This is a genomic window from Faecalibacterium sp. Marseille-Q4137 (assembly GCF_017377535.1).
Lineage (GTDB): Bacteria > Bacillota > Clostridia > Oscillospirales > Ruminococcaceae > Faecalibacterium > Faecalibacterium duncaniae.
This window is the reverse complement of record NZ_JAFREK010000022.1, coordinates 29,307-49,501: the sequence shown is the minus strand read 5'-3', so window position 1 is coordinate 49,501 and position 20,195 is coordinate 29,307. Positions and strand designations below refer to the sequence as shown.

Here is a 20,195-nt window from a genome sequence, read left to right as displayed (position 1 = left end):
CTTGAGCCGGGGCGGCGCCAACGGCCTCACCCCCCTCCCCCCCGCGGGTCTTCAGCGTGAGGCGGGCACTGCCCTGCCCTTCCCGCTCCATCTGGTCGGGGAGGGGGGGGCGGCGCTCCGGGGCCAGCGTGGCGGGGGGGGGGGGGTCGAGCTGACGGGCGGCAAGGTCGGCGTGGGTGGCGATCAGCGTCTCGGCAAAGCGGTCAAGGTAGTGCTTCTCCCCTTCCACAAACCGCCAGTCCACCCGGCCCTCATGCACCAGCTGGCGGAACTCCTCCACCGTGAAATCCCGCACAAGGCCCTGCATCCGGGCCACGGCCTGTGCCTCGTTCCAGCAGTACTCCTGCGGCAGGCGGCGCATGATCTCCTTCTGCACCAGCAGGGCATCCCGCAGCGCGTCCACGCCGTGGGGCACAGGGTTGGCGGGTTGCTCATACTCCGGCATTTCCAGTCCCTGACTGCGGGGGCTGTTCTGGGTCTCCGTCCAGTCCTCGGCCAGATATTCATCGATCCGTGCCATGGCTTCTTTGTAATAGCCTGCGGCCTTCAGCCGCTCCACATCATCGGGCAGACCGACGTTCAGATGCACAAATGTTTCGTTCAGATCTTTCATCCTGTTTCATCCTTTCTCTCAGGCGCACTGCTCTTCCCAGAAAGCAGTGGCTTCCACCAGCCAGTTCTCGGCATCTGTTCCGGTGCCGATGCCGCAGACGTGAGGTGCATTGTTGAACACCCGGTAAACATGCTTGACGTGATTGGCCTGCAGGGCAGCTTCCAGCTGCGGTCCCTGCCGCCAGTAGACCAGCTCCTTCAGCAGTGTGTCGTTCACGCCGTGCCAGTGGTAGGTGGCGGGGTAGTCCGGCGTGATCTCATCCGAAAGGTTCCGGGTATAGTATTTGGGGCCGTACGCGCCGATATCCTGAATGACATGGTAGATGGGCTTGATGTAGGTCATATCGTTGATAGGGTAGCCCAGCAGCAGGGCAGCGGGCTTGGGCACATTGTAATGCTTATACCCCACCGATTCCGTGCCGAACAGGCCCGTCAGGTGGCCGCCCATGGAATATCCCACAATGGCATACTGCTCCGGCTGAATGCCAAACTCCGCAGCGTGTTCCTCAATGTACTGCATGGCCCGGCCGATGTCCTCCAGCGGAGCATCATCGGAAGCATCCGTCCAGACGCGATACCGCAGAATAAAGGCGGCATAGCCCAGCTCATGCAGCTGCCAGGCCGTACAGGCCCCCTCCTCCAGCTCGGCGCTCTCATTGGCACCGCTGCCAGCCAGGATCAGCGCAAACTTGGCATTTTCGGCCTTGGCCGGGAAATAGAACAGGCCGGTGTTGTTTTTGGTGCGGTCCGCCGCCTTTTCCGCATCCGTGTAGAACGAGTGAGTGACCTGCACGCCATTGTTGTAGTTCTCAATGACCAGATTCAGCCCCTTGGCACAGCCTTCGGCCACATACTCGTTGGTGTAGCCTTCCACAGTGGTCATCTCCCACAGGGCCTGACCCGGCGGGCAGTCCTTATCCTGCGAGTAGGTGTAGAAGCCGGAGTTCTTGATGCCCGGGTTGTTGCGCACTTCCTTCATGGTGGTCTGGGCCGTGATGTTGGGCTCTCCCTTTTCCATCACGGCACCGGCGGGCAGGGCCAGCAGTGCCAACAGACACAGCACCATCGCAACGATTCGTTTTGCCTGTTTCATGTTCCGTTCCTTTCCCCCTGCACCGCCCTGATTGCATTCTCCCATACAGAGGACTATAATATGAGACTGCACAGGCGGCACCGGTTGGTTTTTTTCTATTGTATCACACCCGCCGGTATTGTCAAAACAAATCTGCCCACAAAATCCATGCGTTGTGATCTCCACGTTTCCGGGGGCCGGGTATTCAGATTCCAGACACTCTGCCCGGCCTGAGGTGAACAGGTTTCCATTGTGATTTGCAGCAGATTCTGCTATACTGAAAAAAGATATTGCACACGCAATGAGGGGAAACCGGAGCATTGCGGCTCCGGTCAGGATAGGAATATGAGTGAGATCACAGTCCGGCCCATGATGCCGGAGGATTGGACTGCTGTGTCCAAAATATATCTGGAGGGCATTGCCACCGAGCACGCCACCTTCCAGACCAACTGCCCGCCCTACACCGCCTGGGACGCATCCCATACCAGGGAATGCCGCCTGGTGGTGCTGGACGATGGGGTCGTAGCCGGCTGGGCAGCCCTGCATCGGGTAGACCCCCGCTGGTGCTACCGCGGCGTGGCTGAGGTGAGCATCTATGTCGGGGAGAAATTCCGGGGCAAGGGACTGGGCTTTCACCTGCTCACAGCGCTCTGCCGTGAGGCCGAACAGGCCGGGTACTGGACGCTGCAGTCCACGGTGCTGCAGGACAACGCCCCCTCCCGGGGCCTGCACCTGAAATGCGGTTTCCGCGTGGTGGGCCGCCGGGAGCGCATTGCCCGGGACTGCCACGGCCGCTGGCTGGACACCTACCTGATGGAGCGGCGGTGTGCAGCGGACGAACCGGCGGGCTATAAAAAGCTGTAAGGCGTTTTTTGCGGAAAAGATTTACAGTTTTTTCAAAAAGCGGCCTTGAAAATCCACAAAAATATGATATACTAACGTAACGATACCAAAACGAGAGAGGAGGCGCGCGGAATGGCACCGACCAAAGAGCGTCCGGCAACCAAGACGATTGCCACAAACCGGGAAGCGCGCCACGAGTATTTCGTTCTGGAAGCGCTGGAGACCGGCGTTGAGCTGAAAGGCACCGAGGTCAAGAGCCTGCGTGCCGGCGGCGTGAACCTGAAAGACAGCTGGGTCGATATTGAGGACGGTGAGCTGCTGGTCAAGGGAATGCACATCACCCCCTACGACCACGGCAACATCTTCAATCAGGACCCCATGCGGGTGCGGCGGCTGCTGGCCCACAAGAATGAGATCCGGCGGCTTCACCAGCAGTGCAAGCTGCAGGGCTACACTCTTGTGCCGCTTTCGCTCTACTTCAAGCATGGCCGCGTCAAAATGGAGCTGGGCCTGTGCAAGGGCAAAAAGCTCTATGATAAGCGCGCAGATGCCGCCAAGCGCGATGCCAAGCGCTCCATCGACCGGGCCGTTAAATCCAACGGCGTTTACTATTGATTTCAGGCAGCATTCCTGCCCGGAAACTTCAAAGCTTACCCACACCGCAAGGTGTGTTTTATGGGGGCGTAAAGGTTTCGACGGGGGGAGCGAGGCCTGGGCAGCGGGTAGCAGTGGGGGACCTGCTCTAAACTCCTCCAAAAAATTAACTGACAACAATAATTATCAGTTGCTCGCAGCCTGAGTGCTGCGCGTTCCGCCCACTCTTGTGTCGTGTGGGGCCGGGGCGTCCTTTAGACACAGCACCTGAACGGACCTAAGCTTTGCGGACCGGCAGGAACTCATGAAGCTACCAATGCGTTAGCCTGGCGACCGGCGTGACGCGGAGGGAATGTTGTTGATCGCCTGCACCCGGAGACACCTACGCTGAACTCTTTTCGGACATGGGTTCGACTCCCATCGCCTCCACCACACAAGAAAAATCCGAACCTCTTCCCATCGGGAAAAGGTTCGGATTTTTCATTTGCTGCATTTCTTACCGCGTCATTTTCATTTCCAGTCTCAGCAGCGCGGCTTTTTTGTCGATGCCGCCTGCATATCCGGTCAGGCTGCCGTTTGTTCCGACAACGCGGTGGCAGGGAATGATAATAGAGATCACGTTGTGTCCGACAGCCCCGCCCACAGCCTGCGCAGACATCCGGGAAAGGCCGCGCTCTGCGGCCAGCCGCTTTGCCAGTGCACCATAGGTCGTGGTCTGGCCGCAGGGGATGCGGCGCAGCAGCCCCCACACCTCCTGCTGAAAGGCAGAGCCAGCGGGATGGAGCGGCGGGGTGAAGTCCGGCTCCTGCCCGCCGAAATAAACATCCAGCCAGCGTCTGGCCTCGGAGAGCACAGCGGTCTCCTGCTCCTGATGCACCGCATCCAGGGTGCGGGCAAAGTACTTCTGCCCCTCGAACCAGAGGCCGGTCAGGCCGGTGTCATCAGCGGCCAGCAGGATGCCGCCCAGAGGAGACTCATAGTGCTGTGTATAGATCACCGTTTATCGGATCTCAATGCCCAGCTTGAACTTCAGGTTGCCCAGCACCTTCTTGACGGTGCGCTCGACCTGATCAGCGGAGATCTCCGCACTGGGGTCAGACAGGGTCAGGGAGAAGGCCATGCTCTTCTTGCCCTCGCCCAGGTTTGCGCCGCGGTAGATATCGAACAGCTTGACCTCGGTGATGAGGGAGCTTGCCTTCTTGATGGTGTCCTCGATCTCGCCACAGGTGACCTTTTCCTCGCAGACAAGGGCCAGGTCACGCTTGACGGCAGCGTAGGGGCTCAGCGGCTTATAGCGCAGCTCACCGTCCACACAGGACATCAGAGCCTCATAGTCCAGCTCACCCAGATAGATGTTCTGGCTGTCCTTCTGGTCCTTTGCGATCTCCAGCTCGCCATTGATCTCATTGGAGAGCTTACCGAACACGCCCAGACGCTTGCCGTTGCAGTAGACAGCGGCGCTGATGCCCGGGTGGAGCCACGGGGTGGTCTCGCGCTCGTAGGTGAAGGTCAGGTCAAAGCCTGCGGCCAGCGCCTCCATTGCACCCTTGACGGTGAAGAAGTCCTCCTCGGGGCCAAAGGCACCGATGCAGAGGGTCTGACGCTCATGGGGATGCTCACTGATGGGCAGCTCCTTGGCCAGATAGACGGGAGCCATCTCGAACAGGCGGCCCTCGGCATTGCCCTTCTTGAGGTTGTCCACGATGACATTCAGCATGGACGGGGTCAGCAGGGTGCGCATGATGGACAGGTTCTCGCTGATGGGGTTCAGAATACGGATGGCCTTGCGGGCGGCATCCTCAGCGGGGATGTGCAGCATATCCAGCTCCGCGTTGGAGTAGAAGGCCAGGGTAGATGCCTCATAGAAGCCCTGTGCAGCCAGCAGACGCTTGGTCTTGAGCTGCTGCTTCTGGGCGTAGCTCAGGCCGCCGTTGGTGACAGAGGCGGTGTTCAGGAAGGTGGGGTTGATGTGGTCATAGCCATACTCACGGATGACCTCCTCCGCCAGATCGGGGAAGCTCTCCACATCCTCACGGTAGAGAGGAGCAGACACATCCCAGCTGCCATCGGCCTGCACATCCACAGTAAACTCCAGGCGCTGCAGGATATCGATCATGGTCTGCTCGGGCACAGTGATGCCCAGCACGCCGCAGATCTTGGCAGGGGTGGTCACGATGTGCTTGCGCTCCAGCGGGCGGCCATCGGTCAGGTCATACTCGAGGGTGGTGATATCGCCGCAGTCCAGCTCCTGGATCAGGTGCAGGGCACGGGCCAGGCCCAGCTCGGGAGAGTTGCGGTCCACACCCTTTTCATAGCGGGCAGAGGAATCACTGTTCTGGCCCAGGGCACGGCTGGTCTTGCGGACGCAGTCACGGGCGAAGGTGGCGCACTCGAACAGCAGGCTGGTGGTGTTCTCATCCATGCCGGAGTTGGCACCGCCCATGATGCCGGCCAGAGCCACAGGCTTCTCGGCATCGCAGATGACCAGATTGTTGGGGTTCAGGGTGAACTCCTTTTCATCGAGGGTCACGATCTTCTCGCCCTCGTGGGCACGGCGCACATCAATGGTGCGGCCGGCGACCTTGTTCAGGTCAAAGGCGTGCATGGGCTGGCCCATTTCCAGCAGGGTGTGGTTGGTGATATCCACCACGTTGCTGATGGAGCGCAGGCCGCACAGGGCCAGATGGCGCTTCATCCAGCGGGGAGATTCGCCCATGCGGATATTGCGGACGTAGTGCGCCATATAACGGGGGCACAGGTCAGGGGCCTCCACCTGGACGGTGATGGGAGCATCCGGCTCGCAGACAGCCTTGTAATCCATGGCGGGCATGTGCAGGGGCTTGCCCAGAATGGCAGCGACCTCGCGGGCAATGCCCAGCACAGACTGGCAGTCGGGGCGGTTTGCGGTGATGGAGATATCGAAGATATAGTCATCCAGGCCGACAACGGGTGCGATGTCGGTGCCGGGAACGGAATCCTCGGGCAGGATGAGCAGGCCATAGACCTCAGAGCCCGGGAACAGGTCATCGTTCAGGCCCAGCTCTTCGCCGGAGCAGAGCATACCGTTGGACTCCACGCCCTGCATCTTGCGGGCCTTGATCTTGATGCCGCCGGGCAGGGTGGAGCCATCCAGAGCGGCGGGCACACAGTCACCCAGCTTCATATTGGCGGCACCGGTGCTGATGCGGATATCGTGGCCGTAATCACCGCAGTCCACCACACACTTGGTCAGGTGGGTGCCTTCCTGCTTTTCCATCTCCACGATCTTGCCAACGACCACCTTGCTGATGCCTGCATCCAGCGGGATCAGCTCTTCCACCTCAAAGCCGCAGGAGAACAGCTTCTCCTCCAGCTCCTGAGCGGTAACGTCGATATCAACGAATTCTTTTAACCAACTGAAAGGTACTTTCATTGTCTGTTCTCTCCCCTCTTATTCATGGAACTGCTTGAGGAACTGCAGGTTGTTCTCGAACATCAGGCCGATGTTGTTGATGCCGTACTTCAGCATGGCGATGCGCTCGATGCCAATGCCGAAGGCGAAACCGGAATACTCATCCGGGTCAATATTGCAGTTCTCCAGCACCTTGCGGTTGACAACACCGCCGCCCAGAACTTCGATCCAGCCGGTGTGCTTGCACAGGGGGCAGCCCTTGCCGCCGCACTCAAAGCAGCTGACATCGACCTCCACACTGGGCTCGGTGAAGGGGAAGTAAGAGGGACGCAGGCGGGTGCGGGTGTCCTTGCCGAACAGCTTCTGCACAAAGGTGTTCAGCGCGCCCTGCAGGTCGCCCAAGGTGATGCCCTTATCCACGACCAGGCCTTCCATCTGGTGGAACATGGGGCTGTGGGTGGCATCGGAATCGGAACGGAACACACGGCCGGGGATCAGCACCTTGATGGGCGGCTTCTGGCTGTCCATGGTGCGGATCTGGCCGCCGGAGGTCTGGGTGCGGAGCAGGAACTCGTCGGACAGATAGAAGGTATCCTGCATGTCGCGGGCAGGGTGATCCTTGGGCACGTTCAGGCGGGTGAAGTTGTGGTCGTCATCCTCGATCTCAGGTGCATCGGCCACGGCAAAGCCCATGCCGGAGAACACGTCGATGATCTGGTTGGTGACCAGCGTCAGGGGGTGCAGACCACCCACCGTGCGGGTCTTGGCGGGCAGGGTGATGTCCACGGTCTCAGCGGCGTTGCGGGCGGCCAGCTCGGCCTCCTTCACCTTGGCAGCGGCGGCATCGTAGTCTGCCTGCACCTTCTGCTTGAGCTCGTTGATGATCTTGCCCATGGCGGGGCGCTCTTCGGGCGCGACAGAGCGCAGATTCTTCATCAGCGCGGGGATCTTGCCGTTTTTGCTCAGATATTCCTGCCAGAACGAGGCCAGCGTCTCCTTGGAAGAGACCTGACCGAGGCTCTCTGCGGCCTGTTTGGCCAGCTCGTCGATCATTGCTTGCATGGAAATTCTCTCCTTCTCAGTTCGTGTTTTCAAAGCGGGGCAGCAAAAAAGGCCCCGTCCCCTGCCGGGCCATTTCTGGCCGGACAAAAGGGACGAAGCCTTTGCAAATCCAATGCTCCGCGGTACCACCCGGTTTCCGCCCTGCACAAAGAAGGGCGGCTCTCAAACGCCGTAACGGGGCGCGCCGTCCTGCCCTAATAGAAGCCGTTCGGGCAGACCGCTCAGGAGCGAACTTCGGCACACACCCACGCGGAAGCCCTTTCAGCCGGTGAAGCTTCTCTCTTTGCTGTGGAACTGCATGCGTACTCTCTCCGTCGCTGCGTTTTCAAGATATTCAGGTTTCATAACCGGATATCATCTTACCACACTTTGGGCCTGTTTGCAAGCCGGGGCGGCACTTTTTCCCTGAATTTTACGGTTTTGCTTGTGTTTTGGCCGAAAGTATGGTATTATAAGCATAACGTTTTACTGAAAGGAGGGTACACCCAGATGGGTTGGAATGGCTGCATCTTTTTCAAAAAAGGTCAGATTTAATACGTTCCGGCTCGAAGTGTACCCTTTTATTGGAAACAGAACCTCTCAGTCTGCGCTCTGGCGCAGCCAGTTCCCTTCATAGGGGAGCCAAATCGAGGAAACCTTTCAGCAAGACGTGGAGCATGATTTTCAGCGCCGCGCAGCTTTTCTGTGGGGCGCTTTTGTTTTGCCTGAAAATGGGCACACAGTCCTATCCATTGTAATAGAAAGGGTGCTCCCCATGAATCAGAATCTCAACTTGAAACAGCAGCTTCGCTGCATTTACATCTCCGACTTTTTCTCCGGTCTGCGCATCACGGATGCGGTATGGGTGGCCCTGCTGGCGGCCCGGGGCTTCTCCCTGTGGGAGATCGGCCTGGCCGAAAGCGTGTTCCATGTTGTCAGCCTGCTGTGTGAAGTGCCCAGCGGCATGGCGGCAGACCTGCTGGGCCGGAAAAAGACCCTCGTGTCCGGCGGCGTGTGCATGGTCCTGCAAAGCCTGCTGATGGCCTTTGCGTCAGACCTGTTCACCATCTGCTTTGCCATGGGGCTGAACGCGCTGGCCATGACCATGTTCTCCGGCACCTCCACGGCGCTGGTCTACGACAGCCTGAAGCAGGAGGGCTGCGAAGAGGAATACATTCAGGTCTCTGCCAACGGCTCTCAGATCTCCATGCTGGCCAACGCCGTGGGCTCCATGGCCAGCATCCTGAACCAGTTTCTCGGCTACGCAGGCTTTTATCTGCTGAACGCCGCCTTTGAGGGTGCTTCCGCCCTTGCCAACATGCTGCTTGCGGAGCCCATCGTCACTGAGTCGCAGGCCAACCGGGAAAAGCACGCGCTGCGCGCTCTGCCCGAACAGTTCCGCCAGCTGGTGCGGGACAGCCTGCATGTCCTGCACACCTGCCCAATGGCGGTGAAACTTATCGCATCCAGCGCCCTCATCAGCGTGCCCAGTTACCTGACCAAGATGTTTTTGCAGCAGCGGCTCGTTGAGCTGGGCTGGCCCACAGAGCTGCTCTTCCTTCCCCTGCTGCTGGGCGGTCTGGCCTGCGTTGCGGGCACTGAGATCGGCCGCAGGGTGAGATGCCGTTCCATGCGGCGGCTCTACACAGCCTGTGCCCTGCTCTGCGGTGTGGGCACTCTGCTGGTGGGTGCTGCGCCTGCCTGGGGCGGCATCCTGGGCATGATGCTGGTGCAGGGTGTGTTGGAGGTCTATCTGCTCCACGAGAGCCAGAAGCTGAACGATGCCATCCCCAGTGACCAGCGGGCCACCCTCATCAGCGTGGACGGCATGGCCTACAGCCTGCTGATGATTCCCGCAAGTCCTCTGGTGGGTGCTGTCGGCGATGCCTTCGGGCAGGCTGGTGCGGGCCTTGCCCTGCTGGGCGGGGTCATCGTGCTGAGCGGCGTGGCGCTCTTGAGGAAAAGGCCGCAGGAATCCTGATACAGCAAAAAGCGGATGCGTTCCGGTGGGAGCGCATCCGCTTTGTTATTTTGCTCAGAACCGCCGCCAGGTGTCCGGCATAAAGAACACCAGCATGGGGAAGATCTCCAGACGGCCCGCCAGCATGTCAAAGATCATAACCAGCTTGGCGGGGTTGGAGTAGCTGCCAAAGTTCATCATGGGGCCCACCTGGGCAAGGCCCGGGCCGATGTTGTTCAACGTGGCGGCAATGGCGGTGAAGTTGGTCACCATGTCAAAGCCATCCAGACTGATGAGGAAGAAGGATGCCGCAAAGATGAAGATGTAGGCGGCCACATAGACATTGGTGGCACGGATGGTCTCATGGTTGACCACCTTGCCGTCCATCCGGACAGGGGCCACCACCTGCGGGTGAAGGGCCTGCTTGAGCTCCTTGCCCACAGTCTTGCCCATCAGCAGGAGGCGGCTGACCTTCATGCCGCCGCCGGTGCTGCCTGCGCAGGCACCCACAAACATCAGCATGACAAGGATCTCCTTGGAGAGGGTGGGCCACAGGTCAAAATCACAGCTGGAAAATCCTGTGGTGGTAATGATGGAACCCACCTGGAAGGCGGCGTGGCGCAGGGCCTCGCCCAAGCCGTTGTACATGCTGTAAATGTTGGCCGTGATGATGACCACAGCCACACCGATGATCACAAAGTAGGCGCGCACCTCCTCGCTAGCGGCAGCGCGGCGGAAGCGGCGCATCAGCAGCAGGAAATAGGCGTTGAAGTTCACGCCAAACAGGATCATAAAGATGGTCACGACCCACTGGACATAGGGCGACATGCTGGCAAAACTGTCATTGCGGAAGCCGAAGCCGCCGGTGCCCGCTGTACCAAAGGAGGTCAGCAGAGCTTCAAACACCGGCATCCCGCCAAACAACAGGAACACGAACTCGATGACAGTCAGGCCAAAATAAATGCCATAGAGGATCTTTGCCGTGGACTGCACCTTGGGCACCAGCTTATCCACCTGCGGGCCGGGGCTTTCGGCTTTCATCAGGTTGACATGGGAGCCGCCGGTCAGGGGCAGCAGGGAGAGCAGGAACACCAGAACGCCCATGCCGCCGATCCAGTGGGTGAAGCTGCGCCAGAACAGGATGCCCCTGGGCAGGTCCTCCACGGCGGGCAGGATGCTGGCACCGGTGGTGGTGAAGCCGGAAACGGTCTCAAACATGGCATCCACCGGGTTGGGAATGCTGCCCGTGAGCACAAAGGGCACCGCGCCCACCACACTGATGAGCAGCCAGCAGAGCGCCGTGGTGGCAAAGCCCTCCCGCATATAGAAGATCTGGCTCTTGGGCTTGATGCGGTGGAGCAGAGCGCCCGCCACCGCAGAAAGCGCTGCCGTGAGCAGGAACACGCCCAGCACCATCCACTCACCGTAGATCAGGCTGGCCATGGCGGGCAGCAGGAGCAGCGCGGCTTCGCAATAGAGGATGTAGCTCAGCAGCCGCAGAACGATCGCATAATTCATGCCGCGCCTCCGTTAATCTTCCACGATGTCCCGCAGGTCATGCAGGCCGTGCTCCAGCGTGACCACGATAACGTTGTCGCCCACCTGGATCTCATCGCCGCCGCGCGGGATCTTGATCTCGTTGCCGCGGGTGATGCAGCAGAGCAGCAGGTTCTTTTTCAGGTGGAGCTGGCTCAGGGGCACACCGGTGGCGCGGCTCTTCTCATGGACCGTAAATTCCAGCGCCTCCACACGGTCGTCCAGAATGCGGTACAGGGTCTTGATGTTGCTGCCTGCCTCGTTCTGCAAAGCGCGCACATACTGCACGATGTAATCGCAGGTCATGTACTTGGGGTAGACGATGCTGCCCAGATCAAGCCCGGCCAGGATATCATCAAATTCCAGGCGGTTGATCTTGGTGACCAGCTTGCCGTTGGAATGCTTCTTGGCAAACAGGGTCAGCAGGACATTTTCCTCGTCGATGTTGGTCAGGGCCACAAAGGCCTCGGTGGAGGTCAGGCCCTCGGAGAGCAGGAACTCGCGGTTGGAGCCGTCCTCACACAGGATCTGTGCCTCGGGCAGGGCCTGGGCCAGCACATCGCAGCGGGCGGGGTCCCGCTCCACGATCCGCACCCGGACATGGTTTTCCAGCAGCTCCTGGCTCAGGTAGAAGGCAATGGCACCGCCGCCCACGATGAGGGCATTGCGCACCGGGCGCACGGCCAGATGGATGCGCTGGAAGAACTCGTGGGCCTTTTCCTGCGTTGCAAGAAAGGTGACCTGATCGCCGGTCTGGAGCACAAAGTTACCGTTGGGGATGATGACCCCGCCGTCGCGCTCCACGGCGCAGACCAGGATATCGCTCTTGAGCCGGGTGGGGATCTCCCGGATGGCCACGCCGTCCAGTGCCTGTGCCTCGGTCAGGGTGAACTTGATCAGCCGCACCCGGCCTTCCGCAAAGGTATCGATCTTGCTGGCACCGGGGAAGCGCAGCAGGTGGGAGATCTCCCGCGCCGCCGCCATCTCCGGGTTGATGATGGCCGAAATGCCGATCTGCTTTTTGATGAAGTCCAGCTCATGGCTGTAGGAGGGGTTGCGCACACGGGCAATGGCGTGGCAGTGGCCCGCCTTTTTGGCAAACATGCAGCAGAGCAGGTTCAGCTCGTCCGAGCCGGTGACCGCAATGAACACGTCCGCCTCCTCGATCCCCGCCTCGGACAGCGTTGTGATGGAGGAGCCGTTGCCGGTAATGCCCATCACGTCATAGGATTCGCTGATATGCTCCACACGGGCCTTGTTGGTATCGATGACCGTGACATTGTGGCCTTCCTCGCTGAGCTGTCGTGCCAGCGCTGTGCCGACCTTGCCGCAGCCCACCAGAATGATCTTCATAGAAAATGTCCTTTCCGTCCCTCCCGCCTTGCGGGAAGGATGCTTTCTCAGTAGCGCTCCACGCCGTCCTTGGTGACAAGAGCGTAGACCAGCGGGGCCTCCTCGGGCTTTTCCGCACCATAGACCAGACCGCTGCGGTACTCCGCAGCAGCGGCTTCAAACTTATCTGCCGCACCGTAGAAGGTGGCCAGGCTTTCGCCCTTGTGCACATAGTCGCCGCGCTTTTTGTGCAGGGTGATGCCGGCCGCAAAGTCCAGCGGGTCTCCCTTCTTCTGGCGGCCAGCGCCCAGCAGCACACTGGCAGAGCCGATCTTCTCGGCATCGTTGGCCACGATGTAGCCATCCTGCTCGGCCAGCAGCTCAAAGCTGGCTGCGGGCTGCTCAAACAGGCTGTAATCGTCCAGCACACGGGTGTCGCCGCCCTGGGCCGCAAACATCTCCTTGCACTTGGCAAAGGCAGAGCCGTCCGCGATCACAGCCTGTGCCATGGCACGGCACTCCGCCGGGGTACCCTTGCCTGCCAGCACCAGCATATTGGCGGCCAGCTGCAGGCAGACCTCGGTCAGGTCGGCAGGGCCCTTGCCCTTGAGCACGTCCATGCTCTCCATGACCTCAAGGCTGTTGCCGATGTTGCGGCCCAGCGGGGTGTCCATATCGGTGATCATGGCGGCCACCCGGCGGCCATGGTGGGTGCCGATGGCGACCATCAGCTCAGCCAGCTCAATGCTCTGGTCCACGGTCTTCATAAAGGCACCGGTACCGGTGGTCACATCCAGCAGGATGGCATCGGAGCCGGAGGCCAGCTTCTTGGACATGATGGAAGAGGCGATCAGCGGGATGCAGCTGACCGTGGCGGTCACATCCCGCAGGGCGTACATCTTCTTATCCGCCACGGCAATGCCCTCGCTCTGGCCAATGACCGACAGCCCGATCTTGTTCACCTGGGCAAAGAACTCCTCCTGCGAAAGGGCAGTTCTGGTGCCGGGCACGCTCTCCATTTTATCAATGGTGCCGCCGGTATGGCCCAGACCGCGGCCGCTCATCTTGGCGATCTTCACACCGCAGGCCGCCACCACCGGGGCGATCACAAGGGTGGTCTTATCGCCCACGCCGCCGGTGGAGTGCTTATCCACCTTGATGCCGGGGATGGGGGAAAGATCGACCATCACGCCGCTGTGGGCCATCACGTCCGTCAGCTCGGCAGTTTCTTCGTTGGTCATGCCGCGCAGGTAGACCGCCATCATCCAGGCAGCCATCTGGTAATCGGCCACTTCCCCACTGACAAAGCCGTTGACAATGGCCTCCAGCTCTTCCCGGGTGTGGGTACCGCCATCGCGCTTTTTCGCGATCAGATCATAAATACGCATCGCAATTCTCCTGTCTGACAGTATGACTTTCAATAAATTCCATTATAACAGACTTTTTGACAAAGGCAATCCACATTCCGTCTCCTTTGTCGGGTTTTGAACACCAAGGGCGCAGCTGCCCGGAAAAGCAGCTGCGCCCTTGGAACAAACCTCGCTCAGCGGGAACCCTTGTCGTAAGGGATGCCCTCAGCCTTGGGGGCCATGCTGTTTTTGGAGGTAAAGGCCAGAATGATCATGGATGCGATGAACGGCATCATGTTATAGATGTTGCTGGACCAGTGGAGCTGCGCCAGGAAGGTGGAGTCCGCAATGTTTGCCAGGCTCTTGAACACGGCAAAGAACATGGCGGCGGCACAGATGTTGAAGGGCTTCCACTGGCCAAAGATCATAACAGCCAGTGCAAGGAAGCCCGCGCCAGCCACGCCGACCTCAAAGTTCCAGGTCTGCACCGGGGGCACGATATATGCCAGACCGCCGATAGCGCCCAGCGCACCGGAAAGCAGCACACCCGCGTAGCGCATCTTGTAGACGTTGATGCCCACAGAATCGGCTGCCTGAGGATGTTCGCCGCAGGCGCGCAGGCGCAGACCGAAGCGGGTCTTGTACAGCACCACATAGCTGATGACGAGCAGCACGATGCCCAACGGCACAAAGATGCTCAGCTCCAGGCCGCCGATGCTGAACAGGAACGGCTTGTTGGAATAGTTCAGCTTGGCGCTGCCGCTGTCGCTGAAATACTTGGCAATGACCACGGCAATGGCGGTGGCCAGCAGGTTCAGGGCCGTGCCGCCGATGGTCTGGTCCGCTTTCAGGTTGATGGAAGCAAAGGCCAGAAGCAGGCTGTACACGATACCGGCCAACGCAGCCACCAGGACCGAGATCAGCACCACCAGGAACGGCGACATGTCGGCCGGAAGCATGGTCAGGGTCAGAACACCCGCCACACCGCCGATGACCATGATGCCTTCCAGCGCGATGTTGATGATGCCGGAGTGCTCACTGAACATACCGCCCAGTGCCACCAGCATCAGGACGATGCCATACAGCAGGGTATATTTGATCAAAAGCAGCATCTTACTTGCCCTCCTTCTTCGCGTTGGCCTTTTCCGCCGGGGCAGGCTCTGCGTTCACATTGGTCTTGTCCGCATTCTTGAACAGCAGCTTCTGGATCTTGCCGCGGAACAGCATGGAGAATGCACACAGGTAGATGATGATGCCGCTGATCAGGTCGGCGATCTCCGTGGGGTAATACTTGGTGGAAAGGAAGGTGCCGCCCACCGAGATGTGGGAGATGAACAGGGCCGAGAAGATGGTGCCAATGGGGTTAGAGCTTGCCAGCAGGGCAACGGAGATGCCGTTGAAGCCCATGGCGGGCAGGCTGGTGGAGTTCAGCGGATTCCACTGGCCCACGTTGGACAGGTAGAACAGGCCCGCGCCAAAGCCTGCCAGCGCACCGGCAATGGCCATGGAGAGGATGATGTTCTTCTTTTCGTTGATACCGGCGTAGCGGGCAGCGCTCTTGTTCAGGCCGACAGCCTTCAGCTCATAGCCAAAGGTGGTCTTGTTCAGCACCACCCAGATCAGGATGGCAACCACAGCGGCCAGGAAGATGGCAATGGTGGTGCTGTTGGTCTGGAACAGCTTGTTCAGGCCGAAGTCCGGGATGACAGACTGGGCGAGATCTGCGTTCTTGCCCAGGTTCAGGGTGCGGGTGTTGCGCACATCATACATGGGGCCGGTGCCGTTCTGGTAGACCAGCTCATTGACAAGGTACAGGCCGATCCAGTTGAACATGATGGAGGTAATGACCTCGTTGATGTTGAAGTAGGCCTTGAAGAAACCGGGGATGGCACCCCACAGACCGCCCAGAATGGCCGCAGCCAGCAGGCAGACGAACCAGGGCAGCTTGAGCATGATGGCGCAGTAGAGGGCACCGTAAGCGCCCAGCGTGTACTGACCGGCGGCACCGATGTTGAACAGGCCGGTCTTGAAGGCAAAGCCCACGGAAAGGCCGGTCATGATCAGGGGCGCGGCGTTGGCCAGTTCCTTGCCGACACCATAGGGGGCATCATGGAAGCCGCCCTTGAGGATGCGGACAAAACCGTCTGCCCATGCGTGGGCCGGGTTGATGGCCAGCAGCACGAGGAAGCCCACAGCCAGACCGATCAGGATGCACAGCAGGGCAGCCATCACGCTGGTGACAGAACCCTGCAGCCCGTTGTGGGAAAGTTTTTTGTTTTTCATTTCTGCTTACTCCTTTCCCTGCTTGCGGGCACCGGCCATGTACAGGCCCAGCTCCTGGACTGTGGTGGTCTTGGGGTCAAACTCGCCCACGATCTCACCCTCGTACATCACAAGGATCCGGTCAGAGAGGTTCATCACCTCGTCCAGCTCCAGGCTGACCAGCAGCACGGCCTTGCCCCTGTCGCGCTCATCCACGATCTGCTTGTGGATATACTCAATGGCACCGACATCCAGGCCGCGGGTGGGCTGCACTGCCACCAGCAGCTTGGGGTCTTTGTCGATCTCACGGGCAATGATCGCCTTCTGCTGGTTGCCGCCGGACATGCTGCGCACGATGGTGGCGCTGCCCTGGCCGCTGCGCACGTCATACTGGGCGATCAGCTTATCAGAGTACTCCCGCACCTTTTCACTGCGGATAAAGCCGTTGTGCTGGAACTCGGGCTGCCAGTAACGCTGGAGCACCATATTGTTCTCCAGACTATAATCCAGCACCAAACCATGCTTGTGGCGGTCCTCAGGGATATGGCTCATGCCGTCCTTGGAGCGCTGGCGGATGCTCTCGTTGGTGATCTCCTTGCCGTCCAGCAGCACCTTGCCGCTGTTGAACTTTTCCAGACCAGTCAGGCCGTAGACAAACTCGGTCTGGCCGTTGCCCTCGATGCCCGCCAGACAGACGATCTCACCGCCGCGCACCTGGAATGAGACGTTCTTGACGGCATCCTTCTTGTGCTGGGCGTTGTGCATGGTAACGTTCTGCACGTCCAGCACCACCTCACCGGGGGCGGCGGGCTTTTTGTCCACCTGCAGCTGAACATCGCGGCCGACCATCATGCGGGAAAGCTCTTCCTTGGTGGTGTCCTTGATGTCCACAGTGCCCATATACTTGCCTTTGCGCAGAACCGTGCAGCGGTCTGCCACTGCCATGATCTCGTTGAGCTTGTGGGTGATGAAGAGGATGGATTTGCCTTCCTTCTTGAACCCGCGCATGATCTCCATCAGCTCGTCGATCTCCTGCGGGGTCAGAACAGCGGTGGGCTCATCAAAGATCAGGATCTCGTTGTCGCGGTAGAGCATCTTCAGGATCTCAACACGCTGCTGCATACCAACAGAGATATCGCTGATGAGTGCATCGGGGTCCACACGCAGGCCGTACTTCTCGCTCAAAGCCATGACCTTCTTGCGGGCCTCAGCCTTCTGCAAAAAGCCCAGCTTATTGGGCTCCACGCCCAGAATGATGTTATCCAGCACGCTGAAGCATTCCACCAGCTTGAAGTGCTGGTGCACCATGCCGATGCCCAGCGCGTTTGCATCGTTGGGGTTGCGGACAGCGACCTCCTTGCCGTTCTTGAGGATCTTACCGGCTTCCGGCTGGTACAAGCCGAACAGCACGCTCATCAGCGTACTTTTGCCAGCGCCGTTTTCGCCCAGCAGGGCATGTACCTCGCCCTTGCGCAGCTGCAGGGTGATATCATCGTTTGCCTTGATTCCAGGGAACTCCTTGGTAATGTGGAGCATCTCGATCACAAAATCCTCTGCCAATCTGCTCACTCTCCTTTCGTGTCAAATCGACACCTATACTATTCTGTGTACCATTATACCGTATTTTTGCGGTTTTGCACACTTCTTTTTGATTTTTTGGCGGGATGTACTCTTATAAGTATTACTTTTGTGCAAGCTGCACGATTTTTCGCGAGACAAAAACGACCCTCTCCGTCAAAGCCTGGCGGCAATGACGGAGAGGGTCGTTCCCTGCAGCCCTTGCGGACTGTTCAAATTTTACTGGATGTAGGTGACGTTGGTGAACTCGCTGACGGTGGGCTTGGTAGCGTCATCAGAGCTGTTGTCAACAACGATCTCGCCGGAAGCGATCTTCTGCTTCAGCTCCTCGTACTCCTCAACCGTGAAGGTCTCGAAGTTCCAGCTGTCCTCATCGGTGGGCAGGCCGATGTAATCGCCGTCCTCCAGACCAAAGTTGCCGTTGGTTGCTGCGATGGTGCTCCACTCGCCTGCCTCGATGTCGGACAGAGAAGTAGAAACAGCCTCAGACAGGCCCTTCATAGCGGAGGTGATGAACGGGTTGTAAGCATAGGTGCCATCAGCAACGCCGTTTGCGCCGATGTAGTTCTGGTCAACGTCAACGCCGATGACGTAGCCGTTGTTCTTCAGGGCAGCCTCAACAGCGGAGGTGTAGATACCGCCGCCGCAGGCAAAGACGACCTGAGTGCCGTTGGAGTACCAGCCCTCCATACGGGAGGTGATGTTGGCATCACCGTAGAACTGGCCGCCGTAGAAGTAGTTGATGTCGATGTTCTGGCCCAGCTCCTGAGCAGCAGCATCAGCGCCCTGCACAAAGCCGTAGCCGTAACGGATGACAGCGGGAACAGCCATGCCGCCCAGGAAGCCCAGCTTGGTCTTGCCGTCCTTGGCAATGGCGTAACCTGCCAGATAGCCTGCCTGCTCCTCCTTGAAGGTGATGCAGTAGCAGTTGGAGGGGATCTCATCGGTGCCGATATCGCCCTGGGTGACATCGATAGCGACGAACTTGACATCGGGGTACTGCTCAGCAGCCCATGCCAGAGAAGCACCATACAGGTAGCCAACGCAGACAATGACCTCAGCGCCATCGTTGACAGCCTGACGGATCATGGTCTCACGGTCCTCATCGGAAGCGTCAGCCTCGGGGATGTAGTACTGGCAGTCATCGCCCATGTAGCTGGAGACAGCGCTCCAGCAAGCCTGGTTGAAGCTCTCGTCATCGATCGTGCCGGTATCGCAGGTCAGAGCGACCTTTGTGATCTTGCTGGCAGCCTCGGAGCCAGCCTCAGAAGCTGCAGAGGAAGCAGTGGAAGAAGCGGTGCTGGTGGAAGAGGAAGAACCACCGCAGGCGGTCAGGGCAGCGGCAGCAGCTGCAGCGCCAGCCACAGCCAGGAAGTTACGACGAGAAATCATCATAAGAAAACTCTCCTTTTTATACATTAAAAATTGCGCTTTACAAAGGGAATGCGCACACTTGCACATTTACTGACCCAAGTATAGCCGGGTCATGTGAGGAAAGCAAGGCATTTCCGATTACAAAATCTTTACAGATTTTTTGTAAAATTCGCGTAAAAGTCGTACTGTTTCGCCAATTTTGGCAAAATATCCGCTTCCCGCCTCACTCTTCCACGGCTTTGTTGCCTGCCACGTTGGAGGGGCCAAAGCCGAAGGGCAGCAGCTCGTCCATGCTGCGCTCGATGAAATCATCGGGGGTCTTTGCCATGATGACATTCAGCTCCGGCCCGCCGAACTCAAACAGCGCCTGACGGCAGACCCCGCAGGGTGAGGTGATCTGCTTGTTCACCTCGCCGCGGCGAGAGCCCACCACGGCAATGTCGGTGAAGCGGGTCACGCCCTCACTCACCGCCTTGAACAGGGCCGTGCGCTCGGCACAGCTGGTGGGGGTAAAGGCAGCGTTTTCCACATTGCAGCCGGTGAAGATGCGGCCATCTTCGGCCCGCAGGGCAGCACCCACCATAAAGTCGGAGTAAGGCACATAGGCCTGCTCCCGGGCATCCAGCGCCATCCGGATCAGGGCTTTCTTTTCGTCTAAAGTCAGATTGGTCATAGGGGCCTCCTTTTCATTCTAAAGTATAAACAAACGTTTCTGCGTCCTTCCGAACAAATCCTATACTTTCAAACATTTTGCGGGACTGCTTGTTGAAAGAATAAATTTCTGCATAGCATTGCGGATACTTCTTCTCTTTTGCCAGTGCAAGAATCTTCCCAATCACTGTTCTCCCAATGTGCCGGTTCTGATACTCTTTGCAGACCACAATCGAAATTTCTCCGCTTGTCTGCAAGCATACATCTCCGCACAAAATGCCCCTATATTCAATGTAGAACAAATCACCATGACTATCCAGATACTGGTACATATTTTTCAGGATAGACAGGTCATAAATGCGATTCTGATTATCTACATGATGGCACAGTTCTGCGTCCTGATACCACGGAAGGGCAATTTCATAGGCTGGGTAATAAGGTACAAGGCAGATATCCTGATTTGGTTGAAAGTCGTTCATCTTTCATCCCCTCTTTTGCACTTCAATTATACGGCGTGTTCTCAAATTCTTCAAGAGATTTCTCGTTGTTCATTTATTATGTAACGAAAGTTCTTGCATTTTTCATTACAGACGCATATAA

At 58.7% G+C, this 20,195-nt stretch carries 16 protein-coding genes, 1 other RNA gene, 1 pseudogene and 1 other annotated feature; of the genes and pseudogenes, 4 read left to right on the top strand and 14 right to left on the bottom strand.

The features are described from left to right. Both J3353_RS10170 and J3353_RS10165 read right to left on the bottom strand, forming a co-directional pair. A pseudogene (locus tag J3353_RS10170) lies at positions 1-613 on the bottom strand (transglutaminase domain-containing protein); the annotation flags it as partial. Between the two features lie 18 nt (positions 614-631). After that, positions 632-1,705, bottom strand: a complete 1,074-nt coding sequence (locus J3353_RS10165; RefSeq protein ID WP_242700919.1) for an alpha/beta hydrolase — start codon at positions 1,703-1,705, stop codon at positions 632-634. Positions 1,706-2,029: 324 nt separating this feature from the next. Between J3353_RS10165 and J3353_RS10160 the strand changes: the two genes are divergently transcribed. The 3 genes from J3353_RS10160 (at position 2,030) to ssrA (ending at position 3,553) form a co-directional block, all read left to right on the top strand. After that, a complete protein-coding gene (locus J3353_RS10160) occupies positions 2,030-2,548 on the top strand; it encodes a GNAT family N-acetyltransferase (RefSeq protein ID WP_207684794.1) in 519 nt (172 codons plus the stop codon). Between the two features lie 111 nt (positions 2,549-2,659). Continuing rightward, a complete protein-coding gene (gene smpB, locus J3353_RS10155) occupies positions 2,660-3,142 on the top strand; it encodes an SsrA-binding protein SmpB (RefSeq protein ID WP_005930963.1) in 483 nt (160 codons plus the stop codon). A gap of 62 nt (positions 3,143-3,204) precedes the next feature. Next, positions 3,205-3,553: a transfer-messenger RNA gene (ssrA, locus tag J3353_RS10150) on the top strand. 64 nt (positions 3,554-3,617) lie between these two features. Here ssrA and J3353_RS10145 read toward each other — a convergent pair. Genes J3353_RS10145 through pheS form a run of 3 tightly spaced genes read right to left on the bottom strand, consistent with a single transcriptional unit; the run spans position 3,618 to position 7,574 of the window. Continuing rightward, the gene (locus J3353_RS10145; RefSeq protein ID WP_207684793.1) at positions 3,618-4,118 is read right to left on the bottom strand and encodes a methylated-DNA--[protein]-cysteine S-methyltransferase; all 501 of its coding nucleotides are present in this window, start codon (positions 4,116-4,118) and stop codon (positions 3,618-3,620) included. Between the two features lie 3 nt (positions 4,119-4,121). After that, a complete protein-coding gene (gene pheT, locus J3353_RS10140) occupies positions 4,122-6,533 on the bottom strand; it encodes a phenylalanine--tRNA ligase subunit beta (protein WP_207684792.1) in 2,412 nt (803 codons plus the stop codon). Between the two features lie 18 nt (positions 6,534-6,551). Further along, positions 6,552-7,574 (bottom strand): phenylalanine--tRNA ligase subunit alpha, encoded by a 1,023-nt coding sequence (gene pheS, locus J3353_RS10135; RefSeq protein WP_005930972.1) that lies wholly within the window; start codon positions 7,572-7,574, stop codon positions 6,552-6,554. An 85-nt stretch (positions 7,575-7,659) separates the two neighbouring features. Further along, positions 7,660-7,901 (bottom strand) — a binding site (T-box leader). 427 nt (positions 7,902-8,328) lie between these two features. Here pheS and J3353_RS10130 point away from each other — a divergent pair. Next, positions 8,329-9,534 carry an MFS transporter gene (locus J3353_RS10130; protein WP_207684791.1) on the top strand — a complete coding sequence of 402 codons (1,206 nt, stop codon included), beginning with the start codon at positions 8,329-8,331 and terminating at the stop codon, positions 9,532-9,534. 54 nt (positions 9,535-9,588) lie between these two features. On the opposite strand, the gene J3353_RS10125 is transcribed toward J3353_RS10130, so the two are convergent. The 9 genes from J3353_RS10125 to J3353_RS10085 form a co-directional block, all read right to left on the bottom strand. Then, a complete protein-coding gene (locus J3353_RS10125) occupies positions 9,589-11,031 on the bottom strand; it encodes a TrkH family potassium uptake protein (RefSeq protein ID WP_005930985.1) in 1,443 nt (480 codons plus the stop codon). A 12-nt stretch (positions 11,032-11,043) separates the two neighbouring features. Further along, complete coding sequence (trkA, locus tag J3353_RS10120) at positions 11,044-12,402, bottom strand: Trk system potassium transporter TrkA (protein WP_207684790.1); 1,359 nt, start codon at positions 12,400-12,402, stop codon at positions 11,044-11,046. A 47-nt stretch (positions 12,403-12,449) separates the two neighbouring features. Next, entirely contained in the window at positions 12,450-13,769 is a 1,320-nt protein-coding gene (locus tag J3353_RS10115) for a thymidine phosphorylase (protein ID WP_097773603.1), read from the bottom strand. A gap of 155 nt (positions 13,770-13,924) precedes the next feature. Continuing rightward, the gene (locus J3353_RS10110; RefSeq protein WP_097770339.1) at positions 13,925-14,842 is read right to left on the bottom strand and encodes an ABC transporter permease; all 918 of its coding nucleotides are present in this window, start codon (positions 14,840-14,842) and stop codon (positions 13,925-13,927) included. Between the two features lies 1 nt (position 14,843). Then, the gene (locus J3353_RS10105; protein ID WP_097770340.1) at positions 14,844-16,013 is read right to left on the bottom strand and encodes an ABC transporter permease; all 1,170 of its coding nucleotides are present in this window, start codon (positions 16,011-16,013) and stop codon (positions 14,844-14,846) included. Between the two features lie 6 nt (positions 16,014-16,019). Then, the gene (locus tag J3353_RS10100; RefSeq protein WP_035393842.1) at positions 16,020-17,528 is read right to left on the bottom strand and encodes an ABC transporter ATP-binding protein; all 1,509 of its coding nucleotides are present in this window, start codon (positions 17,526-17,528) and stop codon (positions 16,020-16,022) included. 261 nt (positions 17,529-17,789) lie between these two features. Further along, on the bottom strand, positions 17,790-18,965 hold the full coding sequence (locus J3353_RS10095) for a BMP family protein (protein ID WP_035393669.1): 1,176 nt from the start codon (positions 18,963-18,965) through the stop codon (positions 17,790-17,792). Between the two features lie 202 nt (positions 18,966-19,167). Then, positions 19,168-19,617: a cytidine deaminase gene (locus tag J3353_RS10090; RefSeq protein WP_156069991.1), complete on the bottom strand. Its 450-nt coding sequence runs from the start codon at positions 19,615-19,617 to the stop codon at positions 19,168-19,170. A 13-nt stretch (positions 19,618-19,630) separates the two neighbouring features. Beyond that, positions 19,631-20,074 (bottom strand): GNAT family N-acetyltransferase, encoded by a 444-nt coding sequence (locus tag J3353_RS10085; protein WP_207684789.1) that lies wholly within the window; start codon positions 20,072-20,074, stop codon positions 19,631-19,633. Between the last annotated feature and the right edge of the window lie 121 nt (positions 20,075-20,195).